Here is a 25,603-nt window from a genome sequence, read left to right on the forward strand (position 1 = left end):
CCTCAAGTGTCCGATTTCAAATTGTCCAATGGATCACAAGACTTAAAATCCATTGCTGCGCTCTTAGTATGTGCATGCTATGTTACATACATTCAAGAATGTATGTAAATCAAACTCCCCTGAAAGATAATCCTATGGCACGAAAAACCAAATCACAGGCGCTGGAGACCAGGCAACACATACTGGATGCGGCTGTGCGTGAGTTTTCTGCCCGAGGGGTATCGTCGACATCACTGACTGATATTGCGAATGCAGCCGGTGTGACACGGGGCGCAATTTATTGGCATTTCAGGAACAAAGTGGAACTGTTTAACGCGATTTGGGAGGCCTATGAGTCCCAGATTAAAGTACTCGAACTAGAGTATCAGACAAAGTTTCCGAATAATCCACTGCGTATTTTGCGTGAAATCCTGATTTACATTCTGGTCGCCACGGTCACTGATCCTCAGCGTAAAGCATTGATGGAAATTATATTCCATAAATGTGAATTTGTTGGGGAGATGACGTCCGTTCATGAAGCCAGAAAATCCCTCTATATGGAAGGATACGGTAAAATTGAACGTATTCTTGAGAGATGTATTAAAGAAAAACAATTACCTGCCACACTGGATACCCGTCAGGCCGCCGTTATTTTGCGGGCTTACCTGACCGGGCTGATGGAGAACTGGTTATTTATCCCCGAAAGCTTTGATTTACAAAGTAATGCTGAGCGGTTTGTGGACACTTATCTCGACATGCTGCGCCACTCCTCTTTCCTGGTTATCCCGCCTAAAACCGTGTAATCGTTTTCTCGCAATTAATAAGTCTGCAATCTTTATTGACACCTCAGCCCAAAAATTTCACTTTCTGATGTTGTATTCAGAAACGCTTTTCTCCTTCCTTTAAAGTCGAACGCTGCTATTGTCATCCTTATATTATTCATTCGGCAAATGAGTTGAAGCTGACGTATGTTTATCCGGTGTATGGCCGTTCCTTCAGACAACGTTTCTGTCCTGAAAAAAAATGGGATTTGGCGCGTTTTCACGCTCGTGATTTATCTCTCAATATTGATATTTTCCCTTCCCGGTCATGCCGCCAGCAACGATATTCCGACCCGCAATGAAGTCCAAAATCAGCTGGATGCGTTAAACCGGCAGAAGAACCTGACGCCGGTAGATAAATTGTCGCAGCAGGATTTGATTCACACGCTGGAATATCTGGATGCGTTAGATCGGGTTAAACAGGATGTCACTCAGCTTCATCAGCAGGTTGCCGAAGCGCCGCAGAAACTGCGTGTTGCGATGGACGGGCTTGATCAGTTAAAGAACAGCACCAAAGATGACGTGGATAAAGCGCAGCTTTCCGCGTTGTCGCTGCGTCAGCTGGAGAATCGCCTCAATGATACGCTCGACGATCTCCAGTCCTCTCAGGAAGATTTGTCGACGTTCAACACCCAGCTGATTTCGCTGCAAACCCAGCCCGAACGCGTGCAGAACGCGATGTACAGCTATTCTCTGGCGATTCAGAAAATCCGTAATCAGCTCAACGGAATGTCGCCGGGGCAACAGGACCTTCGCAATACACAACAAACGATGCTGGTGACACAGCAGGCCTTGCTCAGTGCACAGATTGATTTACAGCGCAAAAGCCTCGAGGCCAACACCACGTTGCAGGATTTACTGCAAAAGCAACGTGACTACACCAACGCGCACATTAACCAGCTCGAACATACCGCGCAGTTATTGCAGGAAGTGGTAAATGGCAAGCGACTGATTTTGTCCGAGCGGACGGCGAAAGAAGCCCAGACGCCGGACGATACCTCGAACATTCAGAACGACCCGCTGGTGGCGCAGGAGTTGGGAATTAACCGCAAGCTCAGCGAACGTCTGATTGCCGCCACGGAAGAAGGCAACCAGCTGGTTCAGAAAAATATCACGGTAAAAAACTGGCTCGACCGTTCTGCGCAGGCCGAGCATGATCTTAAAGAGCAAATTACCGTACTGAAAGGTAGCTTATTGCTTTCGCGGATCCTGTATCAGCAACAGCAAAATACTATTCCGCCGTCCGGCCTGATCACCGACATGAGTGCGCACATTGCCGATTTACGCCTTGAACAGTTCACCATTAACCAGCAGCGTGACGCGTTATTCCAGGGCGACAGTTACATTCAGGGCGTCGTCGCCACCAGCAAAGAAAACATTAACGAAGATATCAGCGACGCGCTCGATCAAATTGTGGACATGCGCCGTGAGCTGCTCGATCAACTGAATAAACAGCTCGGAAATCAGCTTTCTCTGGCAATCAATTTGCAGATTAACCAGCAGCAACTGATAAGTATTAACCAGTCGCTGACCGAAACGCTGACGCAGCAGATTTTCTGGGTGAGCAGCAACAAACCGATGAACTGGGAATTCATAAAGTCGCTGCCTGACGATGTGAAAAACCAGCTGAGCAGTCTGAGTTTTAATTTCCCGCGCGGCGAGCTGATGATGGGCGCGCTGCATTCATTGCCCGCCACGATCCCGGTTTTACTGGTCATTCTGCTTTTACTCTGGCGCCGGAAATATATCAACCAGCGCATCGAATCTCTGAGTAATGATGTCGGGCAACTCAAGCGTGACAGCCAGCTGCACACGCCGCAGGCGCTGATTCTTCTCGCGCTCAATGTGCTGCCGGGTGTGTTTCTGACGCTGGGCATCGGCTACTGGCTTTCACAATGCGATATTGATTCGAGTGATTTTTTATGGACGCTGGCGCAGCGGCTGGCCGTCTTCCAGTTTGTGATGGGCTTTTGCTACCGGATGCTCAAACCGGGCGGCATTAATGAACGCCACTTTAATACGCCGGTTGCCACATGCGCACATTACCGGCGTTCGGTGATCCGCCTGAGCCTGGTAATGTTGCCGCTGATCTTCTGGTCGGTACGCGGTGAAAAAGCGCCGCTGGGGCTGGTGGACGACATCATCGGGCAGATAGTGATATTCCTGACCTTACTGGCGCTGAGCGTGCTGGTCTTCCCGATTGCCCGCGACGGCTGGCGTGAAAAAGATTCTCACAGCATTCGTCTCGTGATGGTCACGGCTATTGCGCTGGCACCGGTTTTCCTGACAGGGCTGGTCGTCACCGGCTACTTCTACACCACGCTACGTCTTGCAGGTCGCTGGATTGACAGCCTTTATCTGCTGATTTTCTGGAACATCATGTATCTCACCGCGCTGCGAGGACTGAGTGTGGCGGCGCGACGGCTGGCTTATCGCCGTGCGCTGGCAAGGCGGCAGACAGCCGCTGCGAAAGAGGGCGCGGAAGGGAGTGAACCGGTAGAAGAAGAGCCGCCGCTGGGCTTGGATCAGATTAACCAGCAGTCTTTGCGGCTGACCACCATGGTGTTGTTCTTCATCTTTGCCACCGTGTTTTACTGGATTTGGTCTGATTTACTGACGGTGATTTCCTATCTCGACAGCATTTCTCTGTGGCATTACTCCGGCACAGTGGCCGGAACCGTGACGCAACAAACGGTCACACTGGGGAATTTATTGCTTGGATTCCTGGCGGTGATAGTGGCGTATGTTTTAACGCGCAACTTGCCGGGATTGCTGGAAGTTGTGGTGCTTTCGCGCCTCCAACTGCGGCAGGGGACGTCGTACGCCATCACCACGATCCTGACTTATTCGATTACGGTGATTGGCGCGATAACCGCACTCGGATCGCTCGGCGTTTCCTGGGATAAATTGCAGTGGCTGGTGGCAGCACTGTCGGTCGGGCTGGGCTTTGGTTTGCAGGAGATTTTCGCCAACTTCGTATCGGGTCTGATCATATTGTTTGAACGCCCGGTGCGTATTGGCGATACCGTTACTATCGGTACGTTCTCGGGCACGGTCAGCCGCATCCGTATCCGCGCGACGACGATTATCGACTTTGACCGCAAAGAAGTGATCATCCCGAACAAAGCATTCGTTACTGAGCGGCTGATCAACTGGTCGCTGAGCGACACCGTGACCCGCGTGCTGATCAATATCGGTGTGGCCTACGGATCCGATCTCGACAAAGTGAAAGAGATCTTATTGCAAGCGGCGCATGAGAATCCGCGCGTGATGAGTGATCCTTCGCCGCTGGTGTTTTTCCTGAATTTCGGTGCCAGCACGCTGGATCACGAACTGCGGGTTTATGTCCGTGAACTGGGGGATCGCAGTTATACCGTCGATGAGCTTAACCGCAGCATTGATAAACTTTGCCGCGAAAACGACATCAATATCGCCTTCAATCAGTTGGAAGTGTATTTGCATAACCAGGACGGGAATGAAGTGCAGGAACTGAAGCGGTCGCTGAGACAACCGGGAGATGAACCGGACGCGCTGCCGCAGAGCTGATTACCGCCGGACAATTCAGGGGAAAGCGACGGATTCCCCTGAAACAGGCAGCCGGGCGGACGGCTTAGAGATAACTGATAGAAAGCGTGTTTTTGCTGTTTTTCAGCTTTTCCTGATAATCACGCTGAACGATTTCCAGTGCTGCAAGAGCCGTCTCGGGCGCAATTTCATTGCACTCAAGCAGGTAAATCAGATCGACAGCAAGCAGAAGTTCGGGGGGCGCATTTTCTACTGACATATTGGCCAACATTATTAGAAGCAGGTTTTGGACTTATCATTATAGATAAGAAAAGGCGGGCTCTGAATGCCGGATTCAAAAAATGTGATAAAGATTCAAAAACCTTTTTCCTGACGCTCGATTTGTCTCTCAATTTTAGCCAGCGCCTGACGACAACGCATCAGACGGCCTTCCAGTGCAGCCAGTTCTTTCTGTACCCGCTGCTGATCGGCGAAAGTAGCCAGTTGTCCGAGCGTCGTTTCCCGGTCTTCAATCATTGCCACCAGACGGCGCTCAAACTGCTGAGTTTCCGCCAGTCGCGTATAGTTATCTTGGCTTTTGCGTTCCGGCGTCTGGTGCGTTTTCCGCAATGTTTGCGTCGCCAGTTCGCGCTGCATGGCGGTAATTTGCGCCACCAGTCGTTCGGCAATAAAAGCCACCTGCGCTGAACGCTTTTCGACAACTTCCTGATTCAGTTGCTGCAAATTGATTTTTATTTCAGCCAGATAATCCCGCAGACGGGTGCCTTTGGTTGAAAACAGGGCGACATCAAAGCGCGCCTGAGAAGCCGAAACGTGGCCAATCGGCTCAATTTCCCGCGCCAGCGTTTCTATCTGCTGATCAAGGACATGTAAAATTCGTTCTGTGCTCACGGCGACTCTCCTTGGATGACGCGCCTAGCTTACCTGTAACCCCCGGCGATACAAGTCTCACCCGGATATGACAGCAATCTCACACTTGTTTACACTGGGACACATCTTTCCTCATTCTAAAACCTTAACCTCTCCATGAAACGTGTTCTGTTGATTATCGGTGGCTGGGTATGTGTCGTGCTGGCCACACTGGGTGTCGTCTTGCCGTTGCTACCAACGACGCCTTTTTTGCTGCTCGCCGCCTGGTGTTTCGCCCGATCATCGCCACGTTTCCACCAGTGGTTACTCTATCGTTCATGGTTTGGCGGTTACCTTCGCCACTGGCAGCAACATCGTGCGTTGCCAAAAGGGGCAAAACCCAAAGCAGTGATCCTGATCGCAGTGACTTTCGCCATTTCGATTTATTTTGTCCCGCTATTATGGGTGCGTATTTTATTGGTCTGCATGATGTTTATGTTGCTGATCATGATGTGGCGATTACCAGTGGTTGACCTTGAGCAATAAAAAAGGTGATCATGTCCGGCTGCGGGTTGCTTTTTAAAGCAGCTTTGCATAGATTTGGGCATCTCGTACGTCGGTGCGCTCCCAATTTCCTTCCTTAAACGGCATGCTTTATATGAGCGTGACGGGGGACATTTGACCGCCCGCGTTTAAGTATGAACAGCAGCTTTATCAGGCAATTAACATTATGACCGCTACCGCACAGCAGCTACAGTTTATTAAAGACAGTATTAAGACCATCCCTGACTATCCTAAGCCAGGCATACTGTTCCGTGACGTCACCAGCTTGCTGGAAGACCCGAAAGCTTATGCTGCAAGCATTCAGTTACTGGCCGATCGTTACCGCGACGCCGGTGTGACCAAAGTGGTCGGCACCGAAGCACGGGGTTTCCTGTTTGGCGCACCGGTTGCCCTGGTTCTGGGCGTGGGTTTTGTCCCCGTTCGCAAGCCAGGTAAATTACCGCGTAAAACTATCAGCGAAACGTATGATCTTGAATACGGTACTGACAGCCTTGAAATCCACGTTGATGCTATTCAGCCTGGCGAAAAAATTCTGGTGATCGACGATTTGCTGGCAACAGGTGGCACGATTGAAGCCACCGCGAAACTGATCCGCCGTCTGGGTGGGGAAGTAACCGACGCCGCGTTCATCATCAACCTGCCGGAACTCGGCGGTGAAAAACGCCTCAACGATTTAAGCATCAACTGCTACAGCCTGGTTTCTTTCGACGGGCATTGATCCAGACAAGCCTCGCCTGCTCAGGCGAGGCTGTGATAGCATTGCCTTCATGATCCCCTGACTTTCCCGGTATTAATGAGCTATCAGGTTCTTGCCCGTAAGTGGCGCCCCCAAACTTTTGCCGACGTCGTCGGACAGGAACATGTGCTGACCGCACTGGCTAATGGCCTGTCGCTCGGGCGCATCCATCACGCTTACCTGTTTTCCGGTACCCGCGGCGTGGGGAAAACCACTATTGCCCGCTTGCTGGCGAAAGGGCTTAACTGCGAAACGGGCATCACGTCCACACCTTGTGGCGTTTGTGAAAACTGCCGCGAAATCGAGCAGGGCCGTTTTGTTGACCTGATCGAAATCGACGCCGCTTCCCGCACCAAAGTTGAAGATACCCGCGAATTGCTGGATAACGTGCAATACGCACCGGCCCGTGGCCGCTTCAAAGTTTACCTGATTGACGAAGTCCACATGCTCTCGCGCCACAGCTTTAATGCGCTGTTGAAGACGCTCGAAGAGCCGCCGGAGCACGTGAAATTCCTGCTGGCGACCACCGATCCGCAAAAATTACCGGTCACTATTTTATCGCGTTGTTTGCAGTTCCATCTGAAGGCGCTGGACGCTGAACAGATCCGCAAACAGCTCGAACACGTTTTAACTGAAGAAACCATCACGACTGAACCGCGTGCGCTTCAACTGCTTTCTCGCGCGGCGGACGGCAGTATGCGTGATGCGCTGAGCCTTACCGACCAGGCCATCGCCATGGGGCAGGGCGCGGTGACGACAGAAACCGTAGCGCAGATGCTCGGTACGCTTGACGACGAGCAGCCGCTGGCCATGCTTGAAGCGCTGGTCAGTGCGGACGGCGGCCAGATGATGGCGCAGGTGGAACAGGCCGCATCACGTGGCGTGGACTGGGAAAATCTGCTGGTGGAAACGCTGGCATTACTGCACCGCATTGCGATGGTTCAGCTGTTACCTTCCGTCCTCGACAACCATTACGCCGCGATCGAACAACGTTTGCGTGAGCTGGCGCGGGTGATTCCACCAGCCGACGTCCAGCTTTACTACCAGACATTACTGATTGGCCGCAAAGAGCTGGCGTATGCGCCGGACAAACGCATGGGCGTTGAAATGACGTTGCTGCGCGCGCTGGCCTTCCATCCGAAAGTGATTATTGCAGAACCGGCGCCTCAGCCGGTGGCGGCTCCTGCGTACGTTCCACCACAGGCACCGGCGCAGTCCGCCGCGCCGTACAACGCGCCTCAGGCTCCGCAAGCTCCACAGAATTATTCGTCACCGCCGTCGCAGGGCAATGCGGAACCGGCGCAGATGCCGGACACTACCGCCCAGCTTTTGCAGGCGCGAACTCAGTTGCTCAGGCAGGGGAGTACCACCCCAAAAAAAGCTGAGCCGGCAGCGCCAGGAAAAGCGCGGCCGGCAAATTCAGCACTGGAGCGCCTCGCTTCGGTGACTGAACGTGCGCAGACAATGGCCAGCGTGAAGAAAGAACCCGCTGCGCCGGTAAAAGAAGAGGCGTACCGCTGGGTTGCGCAGAACGAACCGGAAGAAGCGCCGGAACCGGTCGCCACGCCAAAAGCATTACGTGCCGCGCTGGAACATGAAAAATCGCCGGAACTGGCTTCGCGTCTCGCCGAAGAAGCTATTGAACGTGACGCATGGGCCGCTCAGATTAGCCAGATGCCAATGCCAAAACTGGTACAACAGCTGGCACTGAATGCATTTTGTGAGCAACCCGAGCCGGGCAAAATTTGCCTGCATCTGCGTTCATCGCAAAAGCACCTGAATTCACCGTCGGCGCAGAAAGTACTGTCGGATGCCTTATCGGCACTGCATCAGACTCCGGTTGAACTGACCGTGGTGGAAGATGATAATCTGGCGGTGAAAACGCCGCTGGAATGGCGTCAGGCCATTTATGAAGAAAAGCTGGCGCAGGCGCGTCAGTCTATTATTGCGGATAACAACATTCAGACTTTGCGTCGTTTCTTCGATGCAGAGCTGGATGAAGAAAGTATTCGCCCAATTTAAACGCCGCGGTTGTGACGCGGCCATTGCTGAGAGAGAAGACTATGTTTGGAAAAGGCGGCATTGGTAACCTGATGAAACAGGCCCAGCAAATGCAGGAAAAAATGCAACAAGCTCAGGCGGAAATCGCTCAGTTGGAAGTCACCGGTGAATCAGGCGCTGGCCTGGTGAAAATCACCATCAACGGTGCGCACAACGTGCGTCGCGTTGAAATCGATCCAAGCCTGCTGGAAGACGATAAAGACATGCTGGAAGATCTGATCGCTGCGGCGTTCAACGATGCGGCCCGTCGTATCGACGAAACTCAGAAAGAAAAAATGGCAGCGGTGTCTGGCGGCATGCAATTGCCACCAGGCTTTAAGATGCCATTCTGATGCAAACCAGCCCTCTCCTTGAATCTTTAATGGAGGCGTTGCGTTGCCTGCCGGGCGTTGGCCCGAAGTCAGCGCAGCGTATGGCATTCCAGCTGCTGCAACGTGATCGCAGCGGCGGAATGCGGCTGGCGCAGTCTTTAACGCGTGCCATGTCTGAAATCGGTCACTGTGCCGATTGCCGTACTTTTACCGAGCAGGAAATCTGTACGATTTGCGCCAATCCACGGCGTAAAGAGAACGGCCAGATTTGCGTGGTCGAAAGCCCGGCGGACATTCACGCGATAGAACAAACCGGTCAGTTTTCCGGTCGCTATTTTGTGCTGATGGGCCACCTGTCACCGCTGGATGGCATCGGGCCGGACGATATTGGTTTAGGCCGTCTGGGAGAGCGTCTTGAGAGTGAAAACATTCAGGAAGTGATTCTGGCGACTAACCCGACGGTTGAAGGTGAAGCGACCGCTAACTACATCGCAGAAATGTGCGGCCAGTATGGCGTGCTGGCGAGCCGTATCGCGCACGGTGTGCCGGTCGGCGGCGAACTGGATATGGTTGACGGCACCACGCTGTCGCATTCCCTCGCCGGACGCAATCCCTTCCGGTTCTGACTATTATCGCCGGGCGCACCTTGCTGCCCCGGCTTAATTTCTGCTATCCCTCTGCATTTCTTCTTAAAAATTTTCCCTTATGCTTGAAAACCCCGGTCCATAACCCCACTTACTCCTCAACGTCTGATTTGGTCACTAACAGTATCTGGATTGAGGTAATTTGATGAGTATGAAAGGACAAGAGACACGCGGGTTCCAGTCTGAAGTAAAACAACTGCTTCATCTGATGATCCATTCTCTGTATTCAAACAAAGAAATTTTCCTGCGCGAGTTAATCTCTAACGCTTCCGATGCCGCTGACAAACTGCGCTTCCGTGCGCTGTCTACGCCTGAACTGTATGAAGGCGACGGCGAGCTGCATGTGCGTCTGGCGTTTGATAAAGAAAAACGCACCCTGACGCTGAGCGATAACGGCATCGGGATGACCCGCGATGAAGTCATCGACAACCTCGGGACTATCGCGAAATCCGGCACCAAGGCTTTCCTGCAATCTGTCGGTTCAGAACAGGCTAAAGACAGCCAACTGATCGGCCAGTTTGGTGTGGGCTTCTACTCTGCCTTCATCGTGGCAGACAAAGTGACCGTGCGTACCCGTGCGGCGGGCGCCAGCGCTGATGAAGGCGTGTTCTGGGAATCCGCCGGTGAAGGCGAGTACACCCTGGCAGACATCGAAAAAGCCGATCGCGGGACCGAAATTACCCTGCACCTGCGTGAAGATCAGGACGAGTTCCTGGATGACTGGCGCGTGCGCTCCATCATCAGCAAATATTCCGACCACATTGCGCTGCCGGTTGAAGTCGAAACCCGCAACGAAGAAGACGGCACCGTGACCTGGGAGCAAATCAACAAAGCGCAGGCTTTGTGGACCCGTGGTAAAGCCGAAGTCACCGATGAAGAATATAAAGAATTCTACAAACACATTTCCCATGACTTCAGCGATCCGCTGAGCTGGAGCCATAACCGCGTTGAAGGTAAACAGGAATACACCAGCCTGTTGTACATCCCTTCGCAGGCGCCATGGGACATGTGGAACCGTGATCACAAACACGGCCTGAAACTCTATGTTCAGCGCGTGTTCATCATGGACGAAGCCGAGCAGTTCATGCCGAACTACCTGCGTTTCGTGCGGGGCCTGATAGATTCCAACGATCTGCCGCTGAACGTTTCGCGTGAAATCCTTCAGGACAGCCGTATTACCCAGAACCTGCGCAGCGCGCTGACCAAGCGTGTTCTGCAAATGCTGGAAAAACTGGCCAAAGACGACAACGAAAAATACCTGCAATTCTGGAAACAGTTTGGTCTGGTATTGAAAGAAGGCCCGGCAGAAGACGGCGCGAACAAAGAAGCGATCGCCAAACTGCTGCGTTTCGCCAGCACCCGCAATGACAACAGCGCGCAAACACTGTCGCTGGAAGAGTATGTGGCGAACATGGTGGAAGGTCAGGACAAGATTTATTACATCACCGCTGACAGCTATGCCGCCGCTAAGAGCAGCCCGCACCTGGAACTGTTCCGCAAAAAAGGCATTGAAGTTCTGCTGCTGTCTGACCGCATCGACGAATGGATGATGAGCTATCTGACTGAGTTCGATGGCAAAACCTTCCAGTCCGTCAGCAAAGCCGACGACACGCTCGACAAACTGGCTGACGAAAGCGAAGAGCAGAAAGAAGCTGAGAAAGCGCTGGAGCCGTTCGTTGAACGTGTGAAAACGCTGCTGGGCGATCGCGTGAAAGAAGTGCGTCTGACGCACCGTCTGACCGACACGCCAGCTATCGTCACCACCGGTGCCGATGAAATGACCACGCAGATGGCAAAACTGTTCGCCGCTGCCGGTCAGGACGCGCCGGAAGTGAAATACATCTTTGAGCTGAACCCGGAACACGCGCTGGTGAAACGCGCGTCGGATGTGGCTGACGAAGACCAGTTCAGCGAATGGATTGAACTGCTGCTGGATCAGGCGCTGTTTGCTGAGCGCGGTACGCTGGAAGATCCAAACCTGTTTATCCGCCGCATGAATACGTTGTTGCAGGCATAATTGGCTGAAATAACACTGAAAAGAGCATCGTGAAAACGAGGCCCTTTTTTTATGGCCGCTGCGTTTTCCGTTGCGTTAACCCGGTGCCCGCAGGGGTTGTTCCTTGAGCAAAAGTGCTCAGAATGGTATGGTTGACCGGTTTTCGAGATTCATAATAATTACATGCAAGGGGATTTACGCAATGCGTATCATTCTGCTGGGCGCTCCGGGCGCAGGTAAGGGTACTCAGGCTCAATTCATCATGGAGAAATTTGGTATTCCTCAGATTTCTACCGGTGATATGTTGCGCGCCGCTGTGAAGGCCGGAAGTGAGCTCGGCAAGAAAGCAAAAGAGATTATGGATGCCGGTAAACTGGTGACCGATGAACTGGTTATCGCACTGGTGAAAGAACGTATTCAGCAGGAAGATTGCCGCAACGGTTTCCTGTTAGACGGTTTCCCGCGCACGATCCCGCAGGCTGACGCCATGAAAGACGCAGGCATCAGCGTGGATTACGTGCTGGAATTCGATGTGCCGGACGAACTGATCGTTGACCGTATCGTTGGCCGTCGTGTACACCCGGGCTCTGGCCGCGTGTATCACATCCAGTACAACCCGCCGAAAGTTGAAGGCAAAGACGATGTCACTGGCGAAGAACTGATCACCCGTAAAGACGATCAGGAAGAAACCGTGCGTAAACGTCTGGTGGAATACCATGAGCTGACTGAGCCGCTGATTTCCTACTACAGCAAAGAAGCCGCTGCGGGTAACACCAAATACGTCAAAATCGACGGTACACAGCAGGTTTCCGCAGTACGTGATGAACTGGCTAAAATTTTAGGCTAATTCTCACAAGTTCTGCACTATCACGGGGTGACTTCGGTCGCCCCGTTTGTTTTTCTGCAACCCGAAGTATGACGGGTAATTAATAACAATTCGCATTGATAGCTATTGCCGTTGTTCCGATTGTCTTTGTTTTCGTTACAATGACGTGCGCCACTTTGCCATGTCTCAGTTAAACGGCGGCGCCCATCTTTTCACACTGGCTTCAGGGCCTTCAATTTAGGAAATTCCGCATGACGCAGACCAAATTCGGTGTCCTTCTGGTCAATCTCGGGACACCGGAAGCACCAACTCCGCAGGCCGTTAAAAAATATCTGGCTGAGTTTTTGAGTGATATCCGCGTTGTGGATACCCCACGTCTGCTGTGGTGGCCTATTCTGAATTTCGTGATTTTGCCCCTGCGCTCTCCGCGCGTTTCTAAACTGTATAAAGCGGTCTGGATGGAAGAAGGTTCGCCTCTGATGGTGTTCAGCCGCCGTCAGCAAAAGGCACTGGCAGAGCGTCTGCCGGGGACGCCGGTGGAACTGGCGATGAGTTATGGCAAGCCGGGCATGAAAGAGCCGATTGAAAAATTGCTGGCGCAGGGCGTAACGAAAATGGTGGTTCTGCCGCTGTATCCGCAATATTCCTGTTCCACCAGCGCGGCCGTTTTTGACGGCGTGGCGCGTGTGCTGAAATCCCAGCGTCGCCTGCCTTCCCTGAGCTTTATCCGCGATTACGCCACGCATCCGGCGTACATTTCTGCGCTGAAAGCCAGCATCGAACGTTCATTTGCTCAGCATGGTGAACCGGATCGTCTGGTATTGTCCTTCCACGGGATCCCGAAACGTTTTGTAGCGGAAGGCGATGATTATGAAAAACGCTGCCACGAAACGGCGCAGGCGCTGACCGAGGCGCTGCAACTTCCCGCCGGCAAAATTATGCTGACGTTTCAGTCGCGCTTTGGCCGCGAACCCTGGCTGACGCCGTATACCGATGAAACGCTGAAAGGCCTTCCGGCTCAGGGCGTTAAGCACATTCAGATTATCTGCCCGGGCTTTGCGGCGGACTGTCTGGAGACGCTGGAAGAAATCAAAGAAGAGAACCGTGAGATTTTTATTCATGCAGGCGGCGAGCGCTTCGAATATATTGACGCCTTAAACGACCAGCCCGAGCATATCGATTTGCTGCAACAGCTGGTCACTCAGCACTTCTGACTGAAGCCTGAGCTTTTTGAATTTCCCGAGAACAATGAATGAAATTTCCTGGTAAACGTAAGTCTAAACACTATTTTCCGGTCAGCGCACGTGACCCCTTATTGCGTGACTCCATGTTGCAGGAGATGCAGCCGGAATCCGAAGGCGGCGCGTCTTATATCGTGGGTATCGACCAGACCATGGTCGATATTGAAGCGCGCGTTGATGAAAGTTTTGTGGCCCGCTACGGGCTGACGCCCGGCGAATCCAACATTCTGAATGATGAAATGTCGGAAGCGCTTTATCAGGAACTGAGAAGTCATGATCTCATTTCTCATCAGTTTGCGGGCGGTACCGTCGGCAATACCTTGCACAACTACTCCGTGCTGGCCGATGACCGTTCCGTCCTGCTCGGCGTGATGTGCAGCAACGTGAAGATTGGCGATTACGCCTACCGGTATCTTTGTAACACCTCCAGCCGTGTTGATCTCAATTACCTGCAAGGCGTGGACGGCGCAATTGGCCGCTGCTTCACGCTGATAAGCGATACCGGCGAGCGTACGTTTGCCATCAGTCCGGGCAAAATGAACGAACTGCACGCCTCAAGCGTGCCGGAAGAGGTCATTGCCGGGGCGTCCGCGCTGCTGCTGACGTCCTATCTGTTGCGCAGCAAACCCGGCGAACCGATGCCGGAAGCTACGATGCAGGCGATTGAATACGCGAAAAAACATCAGGTGCCGGTGGTCTTAACGCTCGGTACGCAATACGTCATTGCCGATGATCCTCAGGCCTGGCGTGATTTCCTGCGTGATCACGTTTCGATTCTGGCGATGAACGAAGACGAGGGTTTCGCACTGACTGGTCTTAAAGACCCGCTGATGGCCGCCGACAAGGCTCTGGAGTGGGTGGATCTGGTGTTGTGTACCGCCGGGCCGAACGGTCTGTTTATGGCGAGTTATACCGAAGAGGAATTCAAGCGCACCACGCAGCATCCGCTGCTGCCGGGCGCGATTGCTGAATTCAACCAGTATGAATTCAGCCGCGCCATGCGCCGCGACTGCTGCCAGCAGCCAATGAAAATTTATTCGCATATCGCGCCGTATATGGGCGGGCCGGAAAAAATCATGAATACCAACGGGGCGGGCGATGGCGCGCTGTCTGCGCTGCTGCATGACATTGCGGCTAACGGTTTCCACCGTACTTCTGTGCCGAATTCCAGCAAACACGCCCGTGAGTATCTGACGTATTCCTCGCTGGCGCAGGTGTGCAAATATGCCAACCGCGTCAGCTATCAGGTACTGAATCAGCATTCTCCGCGTCTGACGCGAGGATTGCCGGAACGTGAAGACAGTCTGGAAGAAAGTTACTGGGAACGATAAACGTGGCCGGGAACGGGAAGTGAAAAGGGCGGGGGGATTTGAACCTCCGCCCTTTTTTTCAGCCCGCCTGAACCTGATTCCTGCCTGACGTTTTCGCGCGATATAACGCGTCATCCACACGTTTAAACAGCCGGGTGAAGTCTTCCCCCGTTTCATACTGCACCACGCCGACGCTCACGGTCATTGCAGGTAAATCATTGTGCGTAAATCCTTCCACGGCTAAGCGCAGCGTCTCAGCGACATGTAATGCGCCTTCCAGGCCGGTCAGCGGCAGCAAAATCAGAAACTCCTCGCCACCCCAGCGAAACACAGTATCGCTTTCGCGGATCCCCGTTTCCAGCGTTCGCGCCAGCATTACCAGCGCATCATCGCCTTTGTTATGACCGTACTGATCATTAATCGTCTTGAAGTGATCGGCATCCACCAGCATCAGACTGAAATTATGCGTTCGCTGCGGGTTTTGCGTCCGCGCGTTTTCCACCAACTGCATAAACTGGCGGCGGTTGCCCAGCCCGGTCAGCGGATCACGGAGCGCCGCGTGTTCCAGCTCCTGCTCAAGGCGCTTTTGCTCGGTAATATCATGAATGATGCACAGCATCAGCCGCACGCCATCCACGTCCACCGGGCCGGCATAGGTCTGCACATGACGCAGATTGCCGTCTGCCAGTTTGTGCATAAACGTCAGCGGCTTATGCCCGCCGGGCAAACGCGCGATTTCATGCATCACGGGTAATACATCCTGCCCCATCGCATTAATTTCCCATGTGTGTCTCATGCACATTTCATCGCGTGAATAGCCATAGAATCGTGTCGCCGCCAGATTTGCATCCACAATTTGCCCGTTATTGTCCGGGTCAATCAGCAGCATCGGCGCGGTGTTGGTCTGGAAAAATCGTTCATAGAAACCGCTCTGATCACGGCGGTAAGGTCGGGCTTCGCTCAGGAATGAACCGGGTGCCGGAACATTGGCCGCAGAGGTATGCGTGCCTTCGAACACGATGACCTGTTCCTGCAAGCCAAACTGTGCCAGAGAAAGACGACAGCTCAGAGGGAAGGCACGACCTTCTTTGTGGATGGTCCAGATTTCAATCACCTGATCGCCTTTTTTCAGATGTGGCAGATAGGACTCGAGGGATTGCAAAGACCGGGCCGAAAACTGACCGTTGCGCAGGGGACCAAGCAAACTGTTACCCGCAAGTTTTCTGGCCGCTGTATTGGCGAAAAGAATTTGCTGGTTATGTAATGAGACAACCCAGACCGGCGTGCTCAAAATGTTCAACGTTTCCAGATGGGATAGCAACATCGCAGTACCGGTCAATTTTTGGCATAAAAAGAGGATACCGCGAAACGATCTGATTTGGTTCTTTTTATGTTGCGCAAGTTAAAGGGAAATTTGTGCGGGAAGGGGACGGGCGCAGCAAAAGTACTGCGCCCGGCATTCAGAAAGAATCAGATGGGGCAAAATGGCCGTTTCTGGTCTTCGGTCAGGGTGTCTATTTGCAGCATATCGATCATGCTGTTGGCGATTTCACGCTCGCCCATCACCACGCGGTCCGCGCCGCGCTCCATGATGTAGGTGACTTCATCGTCATAGTGCGCACGGGCGATGATCTCAATATTGGGCCGTTTTGCGCGGGCTGATGCGACGATTTCACCGGCTTCATAACCGTTCGGAATCGTCACCAGCAGCCAGCGGGCACAGTCAAGGCGCGCCAGATCCATAATTTCCTGATTGGCGGCATTCCCCAGCACCGTGCTTATTCCCTGATCGCGCAATGCTTCGACGCGCGGACGCGAATTTTCAATCACCACCAGCGGAATACCGGCAGCCTGAAGCTTCTCGCCAAGCAGACTGCCGACGCGGCCATAACCGACCAGCAGGGCGTGATTGCACAGATCAAACGGGATCTGTTTTTCGTCTTCCACCGCTTCTTCAACGCTCTGATCTTCGATGGTCTCGGTTTTTTCCAGATATTTTTCCAGCAAACTGAACAGCAGCGGGTTAAACATAATCGACAAGATTGCGCCCGCCAGAACCAGATTGCGGCCATGCTCAGACAGCAGCCCCAGCGAAATACCCAAACCGGCGAGGATAAAGGCGAATTCACCAATCTGCGCGAGACTGACTGAAATCGTCAGCGCCGTGCGCCGCGAATGCCCGAACATCTTCACCAGTAAGAAGGCGGCAATCGACTTGCCGAACACAATAATCGCCAGCGTAGCGACGACTGTCAGCGGTTCGCGCACCAGAATCATCGGGTCAAACAACATGCCGACCGACACAAAGAACAGCACGGCGAAAGCATCACGCAGCGGTAACGTATCGTGCGCGGCGCGCTGGCTGAGTTCGGATTCGTTCAGCACCATCCCGGCGAAGAACGCGCCCAGTGCAAACGACACGTCGAAGAATTCGACCGCGCCGTAGGCGATGCCCAGTGCCAGTGCCAGAACCGACAGCGTGAACAGCTCGCGTGAACCGGTGCTGGCGGTTTTTGCCAGGATCCAGGGCACCACGCGGCGGCCGACAACCATCATCAGCACCATAAAGGCAATGACTTTGCCGATAGTAATCGCCAGTTCAGTCAGCAGGCCGGTAATGCTGGCGTGGTTGCTTTCGAGCATGCTGCTGAATGCCGGTAACAAAACCAGCGTCAGTACCATCACCAGATCTTCGACAATCAGCCAGCCGATGGCGATTTGCCCGCGCTGACTTTCAATGAGTTGCCGTTCTTCCAGCGCACGCAGCAGAACTACGGTACTGGCGGTGGACAGGCAGAGGCCAAACACCAGCCCGGTCGCCATGTCCCAGCCGAGTAAACGCGATAAACCCATCCCAAGCAGCGTCGCTACCGCGATTTGCGCTACAGCGCCGGGAATGGCTATCGACTTTACCGCGAGTAAATCTTTCATGGAAAAATGCAAACCGACGCCAAACATCAGCAATATCACGCCGATTTCGGCCAGCTCCGGTGCAAGTGAAGTATCAGCAACAAAGCCCGGTGTAAAAGGACCGGCCAGCACGCCTGCGGCGAGATAGCCAACCAGAGGGGATATTCGCAGGCGGTTGGCGAGCATTCCTAACAGGAAAGCGAGTACCAGACCGCCGACGATGGTAGTGATGAGAGGCGTAGAATGATGCATTCAGTCTCCTTCTGGTTATGCATGGCACAAATGTGTTGCAGATTGTTTCTAAGTTTATGGTAAAAATCGTTCACGCGTTGGTATTTTTTGGCCTTTTTTGCGCTAAATGCACGACAGACCGAAAAAAAAATTCGAACGGGAGATTTAAATGGGTTTTCGCGGGCGAATCTCAAGAGGCAACGGCTTTTTTTGCTGCCGATAAATCATTATCGGCAGTGGAAGGGAATGCTTCAGGCTTGTTTACGTTCAATATTTGGCAGGAATGCCGTCAGTATCCCCAGCAATGGCAGGAAGGCACAAATTTGATAAACCAGCTCGATGCTGGTTCTGTCCGCCACATAGCCCAGCACCGCAGCGCCAAGGCCGCCCATGCCGAACGCCAGGCCAAAGAATAGCCCCGAAACCATACCGACTTTTCCCGGCATCAGTTCCTGGGCAAACACCAGAATTGCCGAAAACGCCGAGGCCAGAATCACGCCGATAATGACGCTGAGAACGCTGGTCCACATCAGATTGGCGTGTGGCAAAAGCAGGGTAAATGGCGCGACGCCGAGAATTGACGCCCATATGACGTATTTGCGCCCAATCTTATCCCCAACCGGACCGCCGATAATGGTTCCGGCTGCCACGGCAAACAGGAAAACGAACAGATGGATTTGCGCATTCTGTACGGAAACACCAAATTTATGAATGAGATAGAAGGTGTAGTAACTGCTCAGGCTGGTCAGGTAAAAATACTTCGAGAACACCAGCACCAGTAAAATCCCCAACGACATCGCCACAGTTTTACGCGGCAACACGGTCACGGTATTTTTCACCGGTCCGCGCTTTTTCGCCATCAGATGCTGCTGGCGATACCACTTACTGATTTGCAGCAGAACGACAATGCCGAGCAGCGCCGCCAGCGAGAACCACGCGACGTTGCCTTTACCGTAGGGCGCGATGATTAACGCCGCCAGCAACGGGCCAAGCGATGCCCCGAAATTCCCGCCGACCTGGAACAGCGATTGCGCCAGCCCGTGACGTCCGCCGGAAGCCATACGCGCCACGCGGGACGATTCAGGATGGAACACCGACGAACCTGTACCGACCAGCGCGGCGGCCAGCAGCACCACCGGGAAACTTTGCGCCACGGCTAGCAAAAGCAAACCAGACAGCGTAAAGCCCATGCCGACAGGCAACGAATATGGCTGCGGATGTTTATCGGTGTAATAACCAATCAGCGGTTGTAGCAGCGACGCGGTAATCTGATACGTCAGCGTGATCAGGCCAATCTGGGTAAAGCTGAGTGAGAATTCGTTTTGCAGCAACGGATAGATCGCCAGAATCAGCGACTGAATCATGTCATTGAGCAGATGAGAAACGCTGATCGCCGCCAGAATAGAAAACGCAGTCTTTTTGACTGCGTCTTTCTGCGGGCTGTCTGGCGTGGCCGTATTGTCGGTCATAGCAGATGAACCTGTCTTATTTGTGCATATAGGAAATGCGTGTAGGTAATCAGTCGATCCGGTCAGTCGGCTTTTGCTATCTCAGCAAACTGGCCTTTCAGTAAGCGGCAAAGATCGCCTGCCGCAAGTTCAAGATCAAGCCCGCGTTTACCACCTGAAACATAAATGGTAGAGAAAGTCTGCGCCGGGCTATCGATCACCGTCGGCAGCAGCTTTTTCTGCCCCAGAGGGCTGATGCCGCCCACCAGATAACCGGTGACGCGCTGTGCGATGACGGGATCGGCCATGTCGGCTTTTTTGGCGCCGAGCGCTTTGGCGACTTTCTTCAGATCCAGCATTGATGCCACCGGCGTGACGGCAACGGCGAGATTTTTGGGATCGCCATTCAGTGAAACCAGCAATGTTTTGTAGACCTGACGCGCATCCAGCCCGAGCTTTTTTACCGCCTCGTCGCCAAAGTTGGTTTCGTCGCTGCTGTGTTCATACGGGTGAAGGGTAAAACTGACTTTATTTTTTTCCAGGAGCAATACGGCAGGGGTCATACCTGTCTCCTTATTTTGTTTTTTTGTTCGAAAAAACGTCATCAGCTCAATCTGATGAAATTTAACAACAAAGTATCTTTATTACGCGGAGGGGAAATAGTAGAGCAATGAATGGTTATTGCCAAGACCCGCTACAGGTTGCTACCCTGTGCGCGCCGGTGCTGTGCCTGAAAAGGCCGGTACTGAAGCTATAACAAAAAAATGAAATTCCTCTTTGACTGGCCGGCCTTAAAAACCGGCCATTTTTTTATCCTTTCAGCAATTCCGGCAGATTCCCTTCACCATACAAATGCAGCGCCCCTACGGCGACCACGTAATTTCCCGGCGGAAGTTCGGAAAGCTGTTTTTTCCAGCGCACATTGCGCTGATTCATCAGAATATCGTAGAGATCGTTGCTGAACGTATTCGGCAGCTGTTCAATCGCCAGCCCCGGTTTGGCATCAAGCCACCAGCTGATCATCGTTTGCAGTAATCGGGCGTTGGTGTGCCAGTGTGTCAGCGTATCTTCGAGCAGCGCTCTGCCGCCGTCGGGCAGTTGCTGCAACAGTTCAAACTGTTCCTGCGGCCCTTCGAGTTCGATGACCCGCGTGTTTTGCTGCTTTGCCGATTGCAACAACTGATAGTCGATGCCGTAATCCCCGCGCAATCCCAGACGCTGTGCCTGTGTTGCCTGCAACATCAGCGCAACCTGCCAGGAAGGAAGCGGGTTCAGCGTCCACATTGAAACGCCAAGCTCTTCGCATAAGCGCTCAACGTGGAGATATTCGGATTCGGTCAGACGATCGGCCAGAGGCGGAAATTCGCCGGACATGCTGAAAGGGGATTCTGTTCCGCTGATATCGGCTTCGACAATCAGGGCATCGGCTTTTTGCAGGCGGCGTAACAAAGCCGCGGGCAGCGGTTGCATATCCTGCGTGCCCATATGAATGCTGCCGACCAGATGCAGCGAGCGGTTGCCGGGAAGCCGGATATCCATGGCAGGATATGAATACTCGACAGGAAACAGCCTGCGTAGCCAGCTGAGAGCCTGGTTGAAAAACTGTGCCATATCGCATGGTCTCCCGAAAAATGAGAGACCATGCTAACGCGTCAGCGTTTTAGCGAACAGAGGAAACGTCTTGTTTTTTCGGGGTAAAGCGTAAGAGGCGGTTTGCGTTAGTGACAACGGTAATGGAAGACAACGCCATCGCTGCGCCTGCGACAACCGGGCTGAGCAATGTGCCGGTCAGCGGGTAGAGCACGCCTGCGGCAACCGGAATGCCAATCACGTTATACACAAACGCGCCTAACAGGTTCTGCTTCATATTGCGCAGCGTGGCCTGTGACATGGCCAGTGCATCGGCAACGCCGTTCAGGCTTGGCCGCATCAGCGTGATGGCCGCCGTTTCAATCGCCACATCGCTGCCGCCGCCCATTGCAATCCCGACATCTGCCTGCGCCAGTGCGGGCGCATCGTTAATGCCATCGCCAATCATCGCAACCTGCTGGCCTTTGGCCTGCAACGCTTTAATCGCCTCGGCTTTTCCTTCCGGACGAACACCGGCAATCACCGTATCGATGCCTGCCTGCGCGGCAATAGCTTGTGCCGTGCGCGGATTATCGCCGGTCAGCATTACCAGCTGATAACCCAGCTGATGCAGGCGTTGCAGCGCGGCAATGCTGTCACTGCGCAGCGGATCCCGCAGGGCGAACAGCGCGGCAATTTCACCGTCTGCCGCCAGAAGCACCGGCGTTGCACCTTGCTCAGACAGCGCTTCCAGCAGCGCATCGGTCTGCTGTGTATCGACGCCGTTTTCCTGCATCAGCGCCTGATTCCCCAGCAACAGCGTTTTGCCTTCTGCTTCACCGCGCAGGCCCAGCCCGCCAAGCGTGCGGAAATTCTGCACGTCAGGTATCGCCAGACCCTCCGCTTTATCGACAATCGCCTGCGCGAGCGGGTGGTGCGAGCCCTGTTCCAGCGCGGCGGCAAAGCGCAGCGCCTGCTGTTCACTGACACCGCCGAAGGTGTGAATATCCGTCACTTTCGGCTGGCCTTCTGTCAGCGTCCCGGTTTTATCGAAAACCAGCGTCGAAAGTGTACTGGCTTTTTGCAGGGCATCGGCATCACGAACCAGCACGCCCAACTCAGCGGCGCGCCCGACACCGGCGGTAATCGACATCGGCGTTGCGAGCCCCAGTGCGCAAGGGCAGGCGATGATCAGCACCGTGGTGACGATCACCAGCGCGTACATCAGCTGCGGCTGCGGGCCGAAGAAATACCAGATGGCACCGCTGAACAGGGCAATCAGCACCACGACGGGTACGAAGACGGACGAGATTTTATCCGCCAGTTTGCCGATTTCCGGTTTGCTGCTTTGCGCTTCCCGCACCAGTTTGATGATGCGAGAAAGCGTGGTCTGGCTGCCAATCGCATCCGCGCGGAACAATACGCTGCCGTCTCTGACCAGCGTACCGGCATGCACTTTTTCGCCCTGAGATTTTTGTTGCGGGACAGGTTCGCCGGTCAGCATCGCTTCATCCATCCACGCTTCGCCGCTCTGAATTTCGCCGTCAACCGGAACGCGGTCGCCGGTGGTCAGGCGCAGCGTCATACCCTGCTGCACATCGGCCAGCGGCAGCGTTTTTTCGCCTTCCGGAGTCACCACGCGCGCCGTCGGCGGCGTGAGATCCAGCAGGCGTTCCAGAGCTTGTGACGAGCGCTGACGCCCGCGTTGTTCCAGCGCATGGCCGAGGTTAATCAGGCCGATGATCATCACGCTGGCTTCGTAATAAAGATGCCGCGCCTGCATCGGAAAGGCATCCGGCCAGAGGCTGACAGAAATGGAAAATATCCACGCCGCACCGGTACCAAGTGATACCAGCGTGTCCATATTGGCGCTGCCATGCATCAGGCTTTTCCACGCGCTGCGGTAGAAGTGGCCGCCTGCGACAATCATGATCAGCAGCGTCAGCAGGCCGACAATCAGCCAGCCGGTCTGGTTGCTGGCGGTGACCATCATTTCGCCGCCCAGCAATCCCCACAACATCAGCGGGATACCCGCCGCCAGCCCGACCGCCGCCTGCCAACTGAAACGGATCATGCTGCTGCGCGCCGTTTGCTGCTGGCGCTCGCGGCGTCTGGTTTCATCAATAATGATTTCAGCGCCGTAACCCGCGCGTTCAACCGCCGCAATCAGGGCATTCTGGTCAGCATCACCGCTGACCAGCGCACTGCGTTCCGCCAGATTGACACGCGCACGTTCGACGCCGTTCACGCCTTCCAGCGCCCGCTGCACTTTACTGACACAGCTGGCGCAGCTCATACCGCTGAGCAACAGCTGCACGCTGTCATCAGAGGCTGAGGTTTGAAGAATGTGGTTTTCAGCCGGAACAGGTGACGCGGCCGCTGACAGGGGTTCCGGCAAAACACTCGCCTTATCGGTCAGCGGCTCAGATTTTGGGGACGCGTCTTCCAGCAGTTGTGCTTCATATCCGGCATTTACGACGGCGTCGATCAGGCTCTGGCTGCTGGCGTCGCCTTTCACAATGGCTTTATCCAGAGAAACTTCAACGGCGGTGGTGCCGTCAACCGCTTCGAGCGCTTTACGCGTTGAAGCCACACAATGCCCGCAGGACAGGCCTTGCAGAGATAATACGGTGGTGGTCATAGTGGTTTTCCTTGGGTTAACTTTCACTAAGAACAGAGGATAAACCTTCCAGCAAGGGGAAGGTCAAGCAACGGTTTCGCCTTACCGGTATTTTTCATTTTTCTCTCATTTACACTTTATTTAGAAATTCCCTTGCAGATTGGCTTATCGTTATCTCCCAAATTATATAACGATGAAGGGTAAGGGGATTTTCAATGGCAAAAATGCAGACAACACTTCTGCTGATGGCAGGACTGATGGCGGCGCAGGCTTCACAAGCCGCTGACGATTTTCGCGTCACCTACGCCGGTTCGATGGGCGTGGTAATGGACAAATATCTGGGGCCGGATTTTGCGAAGCAGAACAAGGTCAATTATCAGGGCCAGGGGCAGGGCGCTTACGGCATGGCGAACTTGCTGGCGTCGAAAAAAGTCGTGGCGGATGTGTTCGTTTCGATAACGCCGGGGCCGGTTGAGATCCTGCAAAAAGCGGGCATGGCCGGGCAGGCAATCCCGGTGGCCAGCACCAGCATGGTCATTGCTTATAATCCGAAAGGCAAATATGCCGAAAAATTTGCCGCGATAAAGGAAGGCAAAGCGGGCGCTGAGCCGTGGTGGAAAGTGCTCCAAACTCCCGGATTGCAGTTCGGCCGTACCGATCCGGTCAGTGATCCTCAGGGTCAGAACATTATTTTCACCATGATGCTGGCCGAAAATTACTACAAACAGCCGGGTCTGGAAAAAGCCGTGCTGGGCGATGTACAGAATCCGAAGCAGATTTCGGGCGAGGGCGGCCTTCTGACCCGTCTGGAAGCCGGTCAGGTTGATGCCGCGTCGGGCTACGAAAGTGCCACGATTTCCGCGCACCTGCCGTACATCAAACTGCCGGATGAAATTAACCTGAGCAATCCGCAGATGTCGAAAGACTGGTACAGCAAGGTGACTTTCAACGTCAAAGATTCCACCGGCAAAGAGAAAACGCTGAGCACGCAGCCGCTGGTCTTTTACGCGGTGGTGCTGAACAACGCGCCGCATCCGAAACTGGCGAAAGAATTTATCACTTACCTGCAAAGCGCTAAAGGTCAGAAGCTGTTTGAACAAAACGGCTACGACAAACCTAAAGGCGGAAACCTTTAAGTTGCGTGCGTCAGGAATGGCGGTTCCCGCGCTGGCACTGCTGATGGTGCCTTTTGTCACGCTGCTTTTCCTGACGCCGTGGTCAGATTTTCATCTGGCTTACGGCGACAGGCATGCGGTGGTGGTGTCGCTCGGCCTGAGTCTGATATCGGTCGGCCTGATTATTCTGCTCGGGCTGCCGGTCGCGTTCTGGCTGGCAAAAACGGCCTCACGCTGGCGCACTTTGGTGGAAGTGCTGGTGCTGATCCCGCTGCTGACGCCTCCGCTGGCGATGGGGATTTTGCTGGTGTCGGTTTACGGGCCCTACGGTTCGGTCGGTGAAACCCTTTCTGCCATCGGTATGACGCTCAATAACAATGCGCCCGCGTTTGTGCTGGCGCAGATTTATGGGGCGCTGCCTTATTTCATTCTTTCGGCGCGCGGTGCACTGGAAGCGGTGCCGCGCGATGTCGAAGAGGCTGCGCAGACGCTGGGCGCACGGCCTTTTCAGGTGCTTATCCGGCTCACGTTGCCGCTGGCCTCACGCGGAATTGCCGCCGGTGTGGCGATTGCCTGGGTACGCGCCATCGGAGAGTTCGGCATTGTCATGGTGTTCTGTTATTTCCCACAGGGTATTCCGGTCAAAATGTTTATCAACCTGCAAAACGACGGCGTGACGTCGGTTTACTCGCTGCTGTGGATCCTGCTTATCGTGACGTTGCCGCTGCCCATGTGGTTGCTGATGCGCACCAAAAAACAGGCCGTGCATTACAGTTGAGGATTTTCGTAAAACCGTAAACACGTATACTGTTCAGATAAAGTGCAAAAACAGGGCGACGCGGAGGCG

The 25,603-nt window shown here is 53.9% G+C and carries 21 protein-coding genes and 1 other annotated feature; of the genes, 13 read left to right on the forward strand and 8 right to left on the reverse strand.

Features of this window, described 5'->3' with window-relative positions; genetic code table 11:
* The first annotated feature begins 134 nt into the window (after positions 1-134).
* The gene (acrR, locus tag J8X26_RS00650; RefSeq protein WP_208949945.1) at positions 135-782 is read left to right on the forward strand and encodes a multidrug efflux transporter transcriptional repressor AcrR; all 648 of its coding nucleotides are present in this window, start codon (positions 135-137) and stop codon (positions 780-782) included.
* A gap of 180 nt (positions 783-962) precedes the next feature.
* Complete coding sequence (mscK, locus tag J8X26_RS00655; protein ID WP_374101262.1) at positions 963-4,346, forward strand: mechanosensitive channel MscK; 3,384 nt, start codon at positions 963-965, stop codon at positions 4,344-4,346.
* Positions 4,347-4,410: 64 nt separating this feature from the next.
* On the opposite strand, the gene rsmS is transcribed toward mscK, so the two are convergent.
* Entirely contained in the window at positions 4,411-4,584 is a 174-nt protein-coding gene (rsmS, locus tag J8X26_RS00660; RefSeq protein WP_208949900.1) for a pleiotropic regulatory protein RsmS, read from the reverse strand.
* Between the two features lie 95 nt (positions 4,585-4,679).
* Positions 4,680-5,216, reverse strand: a complete 537-nt coding sequence (gene priC, locus J8X26_RS00665) for a primosomal replication protein PriC (RefSeq protein ID WP_208949901.1) — start codon at positions 5,214-5,216, stop codon at positions 4,680-4,682.
* Between the two features lie 135 nt (positions 5,217-5,351).
* Between priC and J8X26_RS00670 the strand changes: the two genes are divergently transcribed.
* The 9 genes from J8X26_RS00670 to J8X26_RS00710 all read left to right on the forward strand — a co-directional run bounded on the left by J8X26_RS00670 (position 5,352) and on the right by J8X26_RS00710 (position 14,884).
* Entirely contained in the window at positions 5,352-5,720 is a 369-nt protein-coding gene (locus J8X26_RS00670; protein WP_152327898.1) for a DUF454 family protein, read from the forward strand.
* A 184-nt stretch (positions 5,721-5,904) separates the two neighbouring features.
* The gene (apt, locus tag J8X26_RS00675) at positions 5,905-6,456 is read left to right on the forward strand and encodes an adenine phosphoribosyltransferase (protein ID WP_152327899.1); all 552 of its coding nucleotides are present in this window, start codon (positions 5,905-5,907) and stop codon (positions 6,454-6,456) included.
* A 75-nt stretch (positions 6,457-6,531) separates the two neighbouring features.
* The gene (gene dnaX, locus J8X26_RS00680) at positions 6,532-8,496 is read left to right on the forward strand and encodes a DNA polymerase III subunit gamma/tau (RefSeq protein WP_208949902.1); all 1,965 of its coding nucleotides are present in this window, start codon (positions 6,532-6,534) and stop codon (positions 8,494-8,496) included.
* Positions 7,829-7,893: a sequence feature (DnaX frameshifting element), on the forward strand. It overlaps the preceding gene by 65 nt.
* A 41-nt stretch (positions 8,497-8,537) precedes the next feature.
* Positions 8,538-8,867, forward strand: a complete 330-nt coding sequence (locus tag J8X26_RS00685) for a YbaB/EbfC family nucleoid-associated protein (RefSeq protein WP_013576599.1) — start codon at positions 8,538-8,540, stop codon at positions 8,865-8,867.
* On the forward strand, positions 8,867-9,472 hold the full coding sequence (recR, locus tag J8X26_RS00690; protein ID WP_208949903.1) for a recombination mediator RecR: 606 nt from the start codon (positions 8,867-8,869) through the stop codon (positions 9,470-9,472). Before J8X26_RS00685 ends, recR begins: the two co-directional genes overlap by 1 nt.
* A gap of 169 nt (positions 9,473-9,641) precedes the next feature.
* Entirely contained in the window at positions 9,642-11,507 is a 1,866-nt protein-coding gene (gene htpG, locus J8X26_RS00695; protein ID WP_165059721.1) for a molecular chaperone HtpG, read from the forward strand.
* Positions 11,508-11,688: 181 nt separating this feature from the next.
* Entirely contained in the window at positions 11,689-12,333 is a 645-nt protein-coding gene (gene adk / locus J8X26_RS00700; RefSeq protein WP_165059328.1) for an adenylate kinase, read from the forward strand.
* 230 nt (positions 12,334-12,563) lie between these two features.
* On the forward strand, positions 12,564-13,526 hold the full coding sequence (hemH, locus tag J8X26_RS00705; RefSeq protein ID WP_152327903.1) for a ferrochelatase: 963 nt from the start codon (positions 12,564-12,566) through the stop codon (positions 13,524-13,526).
* 38 nt (positions 13,527-13,564) lie between these two features.
* Positions 13,565-14,884 (forward strand): inosine/guanosine kinase, encoded by a 1,320-nt coding sequence (locus J8X26_RS00710; RefSeq protein WP_152327904.1) that lies wholly within the window; start codon positions 13,565-13,567, stop codon positions 14,882-14,884.
* Positions 14,885-14,942: 58 nt separating this feature from the next.
* Here the strand turns inward: J8X26_RS00710 and J8X26_RS00715 are convergent, their stop codons facing one another.
* The 6 genes from J8X26_RS00715 to copA all read right to left on the reverse strand — a co-directional run bounded on the left by J8X26_RS00715 (position 14,943) and on the right by copA (position 23,662).
* Positions 14,943-16,187 carry a sensor domain-containing diguanylate cyclase gene (locus J8X26_RS00715; RefSeq protein WP_208949904.1) on the reverse strand — a complete coding sequence of 415 codons (1,245 nt, stop codon included), beginning with the start codon at positions 16,185-16,187 and terminating at the stop codon, positions 14,943-14,945.
* Between the two features lie 146 nt (positions 16,188-16,333).
* Positions 16,334-18,025: a YbaL family putative K(+) efflux transporter gene (ybaL, locus tag J8X26_RS00720; protein ID WP_165059330.1), complete on the reverse strand. Its 1,692-nt coding sequence runs from the start codon at positions 18,023-18,025 to the stop codon at positions 16,334-16,336.
* A 230-nt stretch (positions 18,026-18,255) separates the two neighbouring features.
* Positions 18,256-19,473 (reverse strand): MFS transporter, encoded by a 1,218-nt coding sequence (locus tag J8X26_RS00725; protein ID WP_208949905.1) that lies wholly within the window; start codon positions 19,471-19,473, stop codon positions 18,256-18,258.
* Positions 19,474-19,535: 62 nt separating this feature from the next.
* Positions 19,536-20,015 (reverse strand): Cys-tRNA(Pro)/Cys-tRNA(Cys) deacylase YbaK, encoded by a 480-nt coding sequence (gene ybaK, locus J8X26_RS00730; protein ID WP_152327908.1) that lies wholly within the window; start codon positions 20,013-20,015, stop codon positions 19,536-19,538.
* A 247-nt stretch (positions 20,016-20,262) separates the two neighbouring features.
* Complete coding sequence (locus J8X26_RS00735; protein ID WP_208949906.1) at positions 20,263-21,063, reverse strand: TraB/GumN family protein; 801 nt, start codon at positions 21,061-21,063, stop codon at positions 20,263-20,265.
* A gap of 49 nt (positions 21,064-21,112) precedes the next feature.
* Entirely contained in the window at positions 21,113-23,662 is a 2,550-nt protein-coding gene (gene copA / locus J8X26_RS00740) for a copper-exporting P-type ATPase CopA (protein ID WP_208949907.1), read from the reverse strand.
* A gap of 194 nt (positions 23,663-23,856) precedes the next feature.
* Here copA and J8X26_RS00745 point away from each other — a divergent pair, with 194 nt between their 5' ends.
* Positions 23,857-24,777, forward strand: coding sequence for an extracellular solute-binding protein (locus J8X26_RS00745; RefSeq protein ID WP_208949908.1), 921 nt, complete (start codon positions 23,857-23,859; stop codon positions 24,775-24,777).
* A 16-nt stretch (positions 24,778-24,793) separates the two neighbouring features.
* Positions 24,794-25,534, forward strand: a complete 741-nt coding sequence (locus J8X26_RS00750) for a molybdenum ABC transporter permease (protein ID WP_208949946.1) — start codon at positions 24,794-24,796, stop codon at positions 25,532-25,534.
* Positions 25,535-25,603 lie beyond the last annotated feature (69 nt).

It is taken from the genome of Rahnella sp. ChDrAdgB13 (genome assembly GCF_017655185.1).
Taxonomy (GTDB): domain Bacteria; phylum Pseudomonadota; class Gammaproteobacteria; order Enterobacterales; family Enterobacteriaceae; genus Rahnella; species Rahnella contaminans.